The organism is Microbispora sp. NPDC049633, from assembly GCF_040675265.1.
Lineage (GTDB): Bacteria > Actinomycetota > Actinomycetes > Streptosporangiales > Streptosporangiaceae > Microbispora > Microbispora maris.
The window spans coordinates 1-10257 of record NZ_JBFAOO010000238.1 but is presented as its reverse complement, the minus strand read 5'-3'; the positions used below and the strand labels follow the sequence as shown (position 1 = coordinate 10257).

Here is a 10257-nt window from a genome sequence, read left to right as displayed (position 1 = left end):
AACCGCGTTGGCCGGGTTTGTCTGTGTTTCACCGCCGTTCGCTCTCCCCACCCCTGTTCACCGGGGGGGGCGCGGGGCCCCCCCCCCCCCCCCCCGCTACGACACCGCTCCGGTGGGACGGGAGCCGGATATCAGGGACGCGCGGACGGGCTGACGGTCTTGGCCGGGTCGCGCTCGACGACCGTCCCGAGCACGTCGTCGATCTTCTTGAGCACCTCGGCGTCGAGCTTCACACCGGCCGCCTTGACGTTGTCGCGCACCTGCTCGGGTTTGGTGGCCCCGACGATGGCCGACGACACGTTGGGGTTCTGCAGCACCCACGCCACGGCGAGCTGGGCCATCGTCAGCCCGAGGTCGGCCGCGATCGGCTTGAGGTCCTGCACCCGGCGCAGCACGTCGTCCTCCAGCAGCCGGCTGATGAAGCCCGAGCCGCTGGGGTCGGTGGCGCGGGACCCGGCCGGCGGCGGCTGGCCGGGCAGGTACTTGCCGGTCAGCACGCCCTGCGCGATGGGCGACCACACGATCTGGCCCAGCCCCTCCTTCTCGCACAGCGGCACGACCTCGGACTCGATGACCCGCCACAGCATCGAGTACTGCGGCTGGTTCGACACCAGCCGGTCGAACCCCATCTCGTCGGCGATCTTCAGCGCCCGCGCGATCTGGTCGGCGGTCCACTCGCTGACGCCGACGTACAGGACCTTGCCCTGCCGCACGAGGTCGTCGAAGGCGCGCAGGGTCTCCTCGAGGGGGGTCTCGAAGTCGAAGCGGTGCGCCTGGTACAGGTCGACGTAGTCGGTCTGCAGGCGGCGCAGCGAGCCGTTGATCGACTCCATGATGTGCTTGCGGGACAACCCGCGGTCGTTCTTGCCCTCACCGGTGGGCCAGTAGACCTTGGTGAAGATCTCCAGCGACTCGCGGCGGAGGCCCTTGAGGGCCCGGCCGAGCACCTCCTCCGCCCTGGTCCCGGCGTAGACGTCGGCGGTGTCGAAGGTGGTGACACCCTCGTCGAGGGCCGCGCGCACGCACTCGACGGCGGCGTCCTCCTCCACCTGGGACCCGTGCGTGATCCAGTTGCCGTAGCTGATCTCGCTGACCATGAGGCCACTGCGGCCAAGATGACGGTATTCCATGGTTCTGACCCTAGGTCATCCCGCCGGGACAGCCCTCCTAAGTGGTTCGCGGTAAGGTGCCCGGCGTGCGCCGGTTGATCATCTCTCGCCCTGTACGACTGGCTCTGGCCGTCGCGCTGGTCGCCGGCGTCGCCGCCGGGCTGGTCGTCGCCGCACGCCGCCGCCGTGCCGCCGCGCCGGTGCCACCCGGTCCGCGTCCGGCCCGTCCGCGTCCGGCCCCGTGGCGGGACGCGGCGGCCCCCGCCGGGAGCGGCCCCGAGCCGGTGCTCGGGTGGCCCACGGCGGACGACCTCGCGAGGTACGCCCGGCCGGAGGGCGGCGCGCCGATCGCCCGTCTCCTCTCCGGGCTACCCCGGATCGGGCGGCCACGCGGGACGAAGGCGCGCCGCTGGACGGCCGCGCTCGTCGCGCTCGGCCTGCTCGCCCTCGGCGCGCAGGCGCTCGACAGCGCGGTGTTCGGCCCAGAGCGCGGGCCGTCGTCCGGCTGGACGGCCTACGCGGGCGAAGACGTCGAACCTTGTCTCGAAGAAGGTTGCCCGGCGGCCGGGAACCACATGCCACCCGGCTACCGCCCCTGCCCCGCGTCCGGCTGCGGCGTGGCGGGGGAGCCCGTGCCGTCCGCCGATCCCGTCGCCGACGTGCCCGTGGCGGAGTCGCCGCCGTCCCTCGACCCCGCGTGCGCGCTCAGGAGGACGGGCGGCACAACCCCGGTCGTACGGCCGATCTCCCGCCGGGTGACGGCCGCCGTGAACCGCCAGTGGCGGCGGGTGGAGAAGTGGCTGAAGGCGCACGCGCCGAAGACGTACGCCTCGCTGAACAAGCCGGCCGGCCCCCGGCTGGTGGCCAAGGCGGAGGCGCGGCTCGGGAGGCCCATCCCCGACTCGCTGCGGGCCTCGCTGCTGCGCCACGACGGCGCACGCGGGCCGGCGGCGTTCCGGCTCCCGACGAACCACGCGCTCATGGGTGCGCGCGGACTGGTCGCGTCCTGGCCGGAGGCCTGCGCGATGGGCGGAGGCATCCCCCTCGCCTACGACCCCGATTCCGGCGGCTACCTCGTGACGAGCTCCGCCACCGGCGGCGTGGGCTTCGCCGACTGGGAGCTGCCGTATTTCGGGGACGAGTGGTCGTCGTACTACGCGCTGCTCAAGACCACGGCGGACGCCTTCGCCGGCGGCCGTGCCGTGGACGGGTCGGTCCCGGTGGTGCGCGAGGGCGTCCTGGAGTGGGAGTGAGAGTCCCGGGTCACACGGGGGTCACGCGCGCCACGAGGGTCACGAGGGTCACTTCTTCGCGCCGGCCGTGTCCTTGACGGCGACCGGGATGCCGCCGGGCAGGACCGTGGGCTTGGGGAAGCGAAGGCGGCGCATCTGCGACGAGCGCATCGCCGCGTAGAAGCCCACGCCCTTGAGGTCCTCGCCCGGGAACTTCGCCGCCGCCGCCTTCTTCACCTTGCCGGCCACGTAGAACGAGCTCGCGAGCACGAGCACCATCACGATCGGCAGGGACAGCGTGTAGACCGTGAGGACGGCCGAGCGGACCGGGATCGGGAACGGAACCATCGACAGCAGCATGATGACGAACACGACGGGCAGGAAGTACTGCCCGGGCAGCCGCCGCGAGTCGACCCAGTCGCGGGCGAACTTGCGCACCGGGCCGCGGTCGCGCGCGGGGAGCGCCCGCTCGTCGCCGCGCAGCATGGCCTCGCGCTGCTTGGCGCGCAGCGCCTTGTCGCGCTCGCGCGCCAGGCGGTAGGCCTCCTTGCGGTTGGCCGGTGCGGTCACCGGGGAGCGGCGGCGGCCCTGCGCCTCGCTCCGCTTCGGGGTGGGACGGCCCTTCCCCGGGGTGCCGTGGGGCTTAGGATCCTCTACAGGGACGGGGGAGTCCTCCGCTGAGGTCTGAGTGCGACGTCGGAACACGTCGCCCAGCCTACCTGGAGTGCAACTTAGTGACGCCCTCGCGCGTTATGCGTAGGGTGAACCCAGGCGGCTACGCCGCCTGACAAGGGGCTTGAGACGGCTGGGATCACCCACGCACAACCTTGGAGAAGGGGACGGCCGACGCGCATGAGCGTGATGAAGAGACTTTCCATGATCTTCAAGTCCAAGGCCAACAAGGCCCTGGACAAAATGGAGGATCCGCGGGAGACGCTGGACTATTCCTATCAGCGCCAGCTCGAGTTGCTGCAGAAGGTCCGCCGTGGCGTGGCAGACGTGGCCACCAGCCGCAAGCGGGTGGAGCTGCAGATCAACCAGCTGGAAGGGCAGGCCGCCAAGCTGGAGAACCAGAGCAGGCAGGCCCTGTCGGCCGGGCGCGAGGACCTGGCCCGCGAGGCGCTGACCCGCCGCAACGGCCTCAACGCCCAGATCGCCGACCTGCGTATCCAATACAGCAACCTCCAGGGCGAGGAGGAGAAGCTCACCCTCGCCAGCCAGCGGCTGCAGGCCAAGGTGGACTCCTTCCGTACGAAGAAGGAGACCATCAAGGCCACCTACACGGCGGCCGAGGCCCAGACGCGGATCAACGAGGCGTTCTCCGGAATCTCCGAGGAGATGGGTGACGTCGGCCTGGCGATCCAGCGCGCGGAGGACAAGACGGCGCAGATGCAGGCGCGCGCCGGCGCGATCGACGAGCTGCTGGCCAGCGGCGCGCTGGACGACTTCACCGGGCAGCGTGACGACATCCAGGCCGAGCTCGACCGCATGGGCGCGGGCTCGGACGTGGAGCTGGAGCTCGCCAAGATGAAGGCCGAGCTCGGCCAGGGCCCGGCGCCCCGGAGCGCCATCGAGCCCGGCCAGCAGGGTCAGGCGGCCCCGTCCAGCCAGCAGCAGCACACGCAGCAGCTGCGCCAGCCGGGGGAGGGACTGTGATCGTCAGAATCATGGGTGAGGGACAGGTCGAGATCGGCGCGGCCGACATCGACGTCCTGAACGAGCTCGACAGCGAGCTGGAAGCCGCGATCGAGTCGGGCGACGAGAACGATTTCCGGACGAAGCTCCACGCTTTGCTCGACAAGGTGCGTCACGTGGGCAAGGCCCTGCCGGACGACTCGCTGGAGCCGTCCGAGCTGATCCTGCCGCCGGCCGACGCCTCGATCGAGGAAGTGCGGGAGATGCTCGGGGACACCGGGCTCATTCCCGGCTGATGTCCTCCACGCGGTTCGCCCCTGATCGCGGCCTCACCGTCCGGATGACCGTGACGATGTTCCTGCTCGGGCTGCTCTACGTCGCGTTCGTGGTCGTCCTGGTCGCGGTGGGCGTACGCGCGGTCACCGTGCTCGTGATCGCCGGGGCTCTCCTGCTGGCGCAGTACTTCCTGTCCGACAAGATCGCGCTGTTCGCGATGCACGGGCGGGAGGTCTCGCCGCAGGAGGCCCCCGAGCTGCACGGGATCATCGACCGGCTGAGCGCGATGGCGGGAATGCCGAAGCCGCGGGTGGCGATCGCGGACTCGGACATCCCGAACGCGTTCGCCACGGGGCGCGACCGGAAGAACTCGGTGGTCTGCGTGACCACCGGCATCCTGCGCAGGCTCGACGCGCGGGAGCTCGAAGGGGTGCTGGCCCACGAGATGTCCCACGTGGCCCACCGGGACGTGGCGGTGATGACGATCGCCTCGTTCCTGGGAGTCGTGGCCGGCCTGATGACGCGCTTCGCGCTCTACACGGGCCTGGGCGGCCGGCGCAACGACAACGGCCCCCCGATCGGGCTGATCATCTTCGCGGTCTCCGGCCTGGTCTACGCCGTCAGCTTCCTGCTGACGCGGGCGCTGTCGCGCTACCGCGAACTGGCCGCGGACCGCGCGGGCGCGCTGCTGACGCAGCAGCCGAGTGCCCTGGCCAGCGCCCTGGTGAAGATCAGCGGCGACATCGGCAGGATCCCGACGAGGGACCTGCGCGAGGCGCAGCCGTTCAACGCCTTCTTCTTCGCGCCGGCCATCTCGGGCCAGAGCGTCGCCTCGCTGCTGTCGACCCACCCGCCGCTGGAGCGCCGGCTGGAACAGTTGTCCAGGATCTCCGCGGCGCTGGGCCGCGGATGAGGGAGCGCTGATGGGCTGGTTCGACGCGCTGCTCGGCCGGTCCAAGCCCGCCAGGCCCGACCTGGACGCGCTGTTCGCGCTGCCGTCCGCCGCCGTCACGCTGCAGGCCGCCACGGGCTTCGCCCCGGCGGGCGCCGGGTCGGTGTGCTTCCGCGCCGCCGAGGGCGGCGCCTTCGCCCGGCTCGAACAGGACGTCCAGGCCCTGATGGGCAAGGTGGAGGTCGTGCGGGACTCCTACGGCTACACCTGGCTGCAGGTGCGCAACCCCGACGTGGCCGGGCTCGTGACCGACCTGCACGCCGCCAACTCGTCCCTGGAGTCGGCCGGGTTCGGCCCCTCGCTGCTGTGCTCGCTCGTCGCGTTCGCCGATCCCTCCGGAAGGCGGCTCGCGATCGTCTACCTCTACAAGCGCGGCACGTTCTACCCCTTCGCCCCTGCCGGCGAACCGCGCCGCGACAACGCGCTGGAACTGCAGGTGCGCGGTGTCCTGGAGCGCGAGCTCAAAATCGAACCCGATCTGGCGAGCTGGTTCCCCGTCTGGGGCGCCCCCGGCCTCTGACCGTTCCAGGAGCCTTCATGACCGAGTGGACCCACCTGCGGTACACCGAGGCGGCGGCCGCGGAGATCGGCCGCATGGCCGGCGCCGTACGGGGCCGGGACGGCGCCACCCCTGTCCCGACCTGTCCCGGCTGGGATCTGCGCGCCCTGACCGAGCACACGGGGGCCATCCACCGGTGGGCGGCCGCCATGGTGCGCGACGCCGCGCCGCGCCGGTACGACCGCGACGCCATGGACCACGGCTTCCCCGAGGACTTCGCCGAGGCCGCCGGCTGGCTGGAGGCGGGAGGCGTCCTGCTCACCGAGGCGCTGAAGAGCCGCGACCCGGACACAGAGGTGTGGGGCTGGGCGGGAGGCGGGTCCCGGCGCGCCCGGTTCTGGTCCCGCCGCCAGCTCCACGAGACCGTCGTCCACCGCGCGGACGCCGAGATCGCTCTCGGCATCACCCCCCGCATCGACGAGGACGTCGCGGCCGACGGCGTGGAGGAGTTCTTCGCCGTCCTCCCGTACGCCCGGTGGCGGCCGCAGGTCGCCGAGCTCAGGAGCGACGGAGAGGCGATCTCCTGGCGGACCGGAACCGGTCTCGCCTGGCTCGTGCGGCTCACTCCCAAGGGGTTCACCTGCGAGAGGTCCGAGGAGGCCGCAGACGTCACCGTACGCGTGCCGACGGCCGGGGACCTGATGCTGACGCTGTGGAACCGGCGCGAGCCCGACGCGGTCCACGGTGACGACGCGCTGCTGAGCTTCTGGCGCGAGCGCGCGCGGATCTGAGCCGGGATCCCCAGCGGGAGCCGGGACCGGAAGCGGGGATCCGAAGACGCGAACGCCCCCGGAGCACGGCTCCGGGGGCGCCCACGTCCTACGCGCGCGGTTACGGCAGGGCGAGCATGCGGTCGAGGGCGACCTTGGCCCAGTGGGTGGTGTCCTCGTCGACCGTGATCCGGTTGACGACCTCGCCGTCGGCCAGCGACTCCAGCGCCCAGACCAGGTGCGGCAGGTCGATCCGGTTCATGGTGGAGCAGTAGCAGACGGTCTTGTCGAGGAAAGTGATCGTCTTGTCCGGGAACCGGTTGGCGAGGCGGCGCACCAGGTTCAGCTCGGTGCCGACCGCCCAGGACGACCCGGCCGGGGCCTCCTCCAGCTTCCGGATGATGTACTCGGTCGACCCGACGAAGTCCGCCTTGGTCACGACCTCGTGGCGGCACTCGGGGTGGACGAGCACGTTCACCCCGGGAATGCGGGCCCGCACCTCGTCCACGCACGTCGCGGAGAAGCGCCCGTGGACCGAGCAGTGCCCCTTCCACAGGATCATCTTCGCGTTCTCCAGCTGCTCCCGGGTGAGGCCGCCGTTCGGGCGGTGCGGGTTGTAGACCACGCAGTCGTCCAGGGACAGCCCCATCTCCAGCACCGCGGTGTTGCGGCCCAGGTGCTGGTCGGGCAGGAACAGCACCTTCTCGCCCTGCTCGAAGGCCCAGGTCAGGGCGCGCCGGGCGTTGGAGGAGGTGCACACGGCGCCGCCGTGGCGTCCGCAGAACGCCTTGATGTCCGCGCTGGAGTTCATGTAGGTGATCGGCACCACCCGGTCGGCGATGCCGGCGTCCTCCAGGGCGTCCCAGCAGTCCTCGACCTGCGTGAAGGTCGCCATGTCGGCCATCGAGCAGCCGGCGGCCAGATCGGGGAGCACGACCTTCTGTGTGTCGCTGGTCAGGATGTCGGCCGACTCGGCCATGAAGTGGACGCCGCAGAACACGATGTACTCCGCCTCGGGCCGGGCGGCGGCCTCGCGGGCCAGCTTGAACGAGTCACCGGTCACGTCGGCGAACTGGATGACCTCGTCACGCTGGTAGTGGTGACCGAGCACGAACAGCCGGTCGCCCAGCCGCTCCTTGGCCACGCGTGCGCGCTCCACGAGCGTCGGATCGGACGCGGGAGGCAGCTCGCCCGGACAGTCGACGCCGCGTTCGCTGTGCGGGTCGGTGCCCTGGCCGAGGATGAAGAGCGGAAGGCCGGTCTCGGTGATCGTCACGACCACACCCCCTCGGGGACTTATCGTCTAACTGACGACTAATCATTACACATGGCATCGGCTGGTTCGTCGCGGGTCGCCGGTGGGGCACTGGAATGTGTAGGGCTTCACGGGTGTTGGTAGCGTCTAGGTAGGACGTCAGAACCAATCGACCGCCCCGATGGGCGGTTGGCGCAGACGCGGGAGTCAGCACATGACGGTTGAGAGCAGCGAGACCACTCAGCAGGGCCTGATCCTGACTGACGCGGCCGCCGCCAAGGTCAAGAGCCTGCTCGAGCAGCAGGGCGAGGAAGGGCTGCAGCTTCGGGTGGCCGTCCAGCCGGGTGGCTGTTCCGGCCTGCGTTACCAGCTCTTCTTCGACGACCGGTCGATGGACGGTGACGTGGTCTCCACCTTCGGCGGCGTGAACGTCGTCACCGACCGGATGAGCGCGCCGTACCTCATCGGGGCCACGGTCGACTTCGTGGACACCATCGAGAAGCAGGGCTTCACCATCGACAACCCCAACGCGACGGGGTCGTGCGCCTGCGGCGACTCGTTCAACTGACGGCGAGCGCGCGCCCGGCCGCGGGCGACGGATGATGCGTCGAGCGCCCCGCGCGGATTCCTCCGTGCGGGGCGTCGTCATGGCACGAGACGGTACGCTCAGTAGGTTCGGCGGGATTCATCCCGGCCCCCCGTCTTCCTGATGCTGACAACGAGGAGAATGACCCCGTGCGCATCGCCGTCACCGGCTCCATCGCCACCGACCATCTGATGACGTTCCCCGGCCGCTTCGGCGACCAGCTCATCGCCGAGCAGCTCGACCGGGTGTCGTTGTCGTTCCTCGTCGACGATCTGCAGATCCGCCGTGGCGGATGCGCGGCCAACATCGCCTTCGGCATGGGCTGCCTCGGGCTCACCCCGATCCTGGTCGGCGCCGTGGGCACGGACTTCGCCGACTATCGCTCCTGGCTGGAGCGCCACGGCGTCGACTGCGAGTCGGTCCACGTGTCGGAGCTGCACCACACCGCGCGCTTCCTGTGCACCACGGACGAGGACCACAACCAGATCGCCTCGTTCTACACCGGCGCGATGGCGGAGGCGAGGGAGATCGAGCTGGGCCCGATCGCCGAGCGTCTCGGCGGGCTCGACCTGGTCCTCATCAGCCCCAACGACCCGGCGGCGATGGTGCGGCACACCGACGAGGCGCGCCAGCGGGGCATCCCGTTCGCCGCGGACCCGTCGCAGCAGCTCGCCCGCATGCCCGGCGAGGAGATCCGCCAGCTCGTCGAGGGCGCGGCGTACCTGTTCAGCAACGACTACGAGCTCGGTCTGATCGCGCAGAAGACCGGCTGGTCGGACGAGGAGATCCTGGACCGGGTCGGCGTACGGGTGACGACCCTCGGCCCCAAGGGCGCCAGGATCGACCGGAAGGGCGAGCCGTCGCTGCACATCCCGCCGGCGCCCGAGCTGGGCAAGGCCGACCCGACCGGCGTCGGGGACGCCTTCCGTGCCGGGTTCCTGTCCGGGCTCGCCTGGGGCCTGTCCCTGGAGCGCTGCGGACAGCTCGGCAACCTCACCGCGACGCACGTGCTGGAGCGGGTCGGCTGCCAGGAGTACGAGCTCGGCCAGCGGGTCTTCCTGGAGCGGTTCGCCGGCGCCTACGGGCCCGACGCGGCCGCCGAGGTGGCCGGGCACGCCCGCTGCCACCACGCCTGAGGCCGCCGAATCGTCAGGCGCGGCTCAGTAGTTGCGGCGCACGTGGATGGACCAGCCGCCCTGGGGCAGCTCGTAGCTCCCCACGTGCTCGTGTGACTTCAACCGGCACCAGGCCGGGACGTCGGTGAACGCGGCGGGGTCGTCGGCCAGTACGGCGACCACGCCGCCCGTCGCCACCTGGTTGATCCGCTCGGCCAGCATGATGATCGGGATCGGGCACTTGCGGCCCAGCGCGTCGATCGTCAGCGCGGGCGGTTCCGCCGGCCGGGCCGGCGCGGCGGGCTCGGCCCGCTCCGCCGCCCTGGCCGCCTCGGGAGACCGCCGGGCGCCGCCGCCCGTCCGTCTGCGCCACATCAGTGCACCCCCAAGCTCGACCGGATCCGCCGCACGATGTCCGGGAGCACCGCGAGGAAACGATCGATGTCGTCCTCGGACACGCCACGGGGCAGCGATACCCGCACATTTCCATGCGTAAGCACGCCCATGGCCTCCAGAACGTGCGATGGACGAAGCGTACTCGCCGTGCAGGAGCTTCCGGACGAGACGGCGAAACCGGCCTTGTCGAGCTCGGTCAGCAGCGCCTCGCCCTCGACGTACAGGCAGGAGAACGTCACGATGTGCGGCAGCCGCAGGACCGGCGCGCCGACGACCTCGACGTCGGGCACCAGGAGGGGCACCTCGGCGCGGATCCGGTCGACCAGGGCCGACAGCCGCCTGTTCTCCGCCTCCGCCTCCTCGGCCCGCGCGCGCAGCGCCGCGGCGGCGGCCACGATCGCCGGCACGTTCTCGAACCCCGGCACGCGCCGC

Annotated in this window: 13 protein-coding genes; 8 read left to right on the top strand and 5 right to left on the bottom strand. The window is 71.2% G+C overall.

Annotated elements, in window-relative coordinates; translation table 11 throughout:
* Nucleotides 1-131: 131 nt before the first annotated feature.
* Nucleotides 132-1130 (bottom strand): aldo/keto reductase family protein, encoded by a 999-nt coding sequence (locus AB0J39_RS34950; RefSeq protein ID WP_363472644.1) that lies wholly within the window; start codon nt 1128-1130, stop codon nt 132-134.
* A 65-nt stretch (nt 1131-1195) separates the two neighbouring features.
* On the opposite strand from AB0J39_RS34950, the gene AB0J39_RS34945 reads away from it, so the two are divergent.
* Nucleotides 1196-2362, top strand: a complete 1167-nt coding sequence (locus tag AB0J39_RS34945; RefSeq protein WP_363472642.1) for a hypothetical protein — start codon at nt 1196-1198, stop codon at nt 2360-2362.
* Nucleotides 2363-2410: 48 nt separating this feature from the next.
* Here AB0J39_RS34945 and AB0J39_RS34940 read toward each other — a convergent pair whose 3' ends face one another.
* The gene (locus tag AB0J39_RS34940; RefSeq protein ID WP_363472640.1) at nt 2411-3046 is read right to left on the bottom strand and encodes a DUF3043 domain-containing protein; all 636 of its coding nucleotides are present in this window, start codon (nt 3044-3046) and stop codon (nt 2411-2413) included.
* 147 nt (nt 3047-3193) lie between these two features.
* Between AB0J39_RS34940 and AB0J39_RS34935 the strand changes: the two genes are divergently transcribed.
* Genes AB0J39_RS34935 through AB0J39_RS34915 form a run of 5 tightly spaced genes read left to right on the top strand, consistent with a single transcriptional unit; the run spans nt 3194 to nt 6494 of the window.
* Nucleotides 3194-3997: a PspA/IM30 family protein gene (locus AB0J39_RS34935; protein ID WP_363472638.1), complete on the top strand. Its 804-nt coding sequence runs from the start codon at nt 3194-3196 to the stop codon at nt 3995-3997.
* Nucleotides 3994-4272: a hypothetical protein gene (locus AB0J39_RS34930; RefSeq protein ID WP_346225732.1), complete on the top strand. Its 279-nt coding sequence runs from the start codon at nt 3994-3996 to the stop codon at nt 4270-4272. The genes AB0J39_RS34935 and AB0J39_RS34930 overlap by 4 nt, the downstream gene beginning before the upstream one ends.
* Nucleotides 4272-5165, top strand: coding sequence for a zinc metalloprotease HtpX (gene htpX / locus AB0J39_RS34925; protein ID WP_363472635.1), 894 nt, complete (start codon nt 4272-4274; stop codon nt 5163-5165). Before AB0J39_RS34930 ends, htpX begins: the two co-directional genes overlap by 1 nt.
* Before the next feature lie 10 nt (nt 5166-5175).
* Complete coding sequence (locus tag AB0J39_RS34920; RefSeq protein WP_363472633.1) at nt 5176-5724, top strand: hypothetical protein; 549 nt, start codon at nt 5176-5178, stop codon at nt 5722-5724.
* A 17-nt stretch (nt 5725-5741) separates the two neighbouring features.
* Nucleotides 5742-6494, top strand: a complete 753-nt coding sequence (locus AB0J39_RS34915; RefSeq protein ID WP_363472630.1) for a maleylpyruvate isomerase family mycothiol-dependent enzyme — start codon at nt 5742-5744, stop codon at nt 6492-6494.
* A gap of 100 nt (nt 6495-6594) precedes the next feature.
* On the opposite strand, the gene nadA is transcribed toward AB0J39_RS34915, so the two are convergent.
* Nucleotides 6595-7749 carry a quinolinate synthase NadA gene (gene nadA / locus AB0J39_RS34910; RefSeq protein ID WP_363472628.1) on the bottom strand — a complete coding sequence of 385 codons (1155 nt, stop codon included), beginning with the start codon at nt 7747-7749 and terminating at the stop codon, nt 6595-6597.
* Between the two features lie 193 nt (nt 7750-7942).
* Between nadA and erpA the strand changes: the two genes are divergently transcribed.
* Nucleotides 7943-8296 (top strand): iron-sulfur cluster insertion protein ErpA, encoded by a 354-nt coding sequence (erpA, locus tag AB0J39_RS34905; protein ID WP_079313357.1) that lies wholly within the window; start codon nt 7943-7945, stop codon nt 8294-8296.
* A 167-nt stretch (nt 8297-8463) separates the two neighbouring features.
* On the top strand, nt 8464-9450 hold the full coding sequence (locus AB0J39_RS34900; protein ID WP_363472627.1) for a carbohydrate kinase family protein: 987 nt from the start codon (nt 8464-8466) through the stop codon (nt 9448-9450).
* 24 nt (nt 9451-9474) lie between these two features.
* Here the strand turns inward: AB0J39_RS34900 and AB0J39_RS34895 are convergent, their stop codons facing one another.
* Both AB0J39_RS34895 and AB0J39_RS34890 read right to left on the bottom strand, forming a co-directional pair.
* On the bottom strand, nt 9475-9696 hold the full coding sequence (locus AB0J39_RS34895) for a sulfurtransferase TusA family protein (RefSeq protein WP_225898452.1): 222 nt from the start codon (nt 9694-9696) through the stop codon (nt 9475-9477).
* A 107-nt stretch (nt 9697-9803) separates the two neighbouring features.
* Nucleotides 9804-10257 (bottom strand): aminotransferase class V-fold PLP-dependent enzyme (locus AB0J39_RS34890; protein WP_363472625.1); only part of this gene is annotated, 454 nt, incomplete at its 5' end.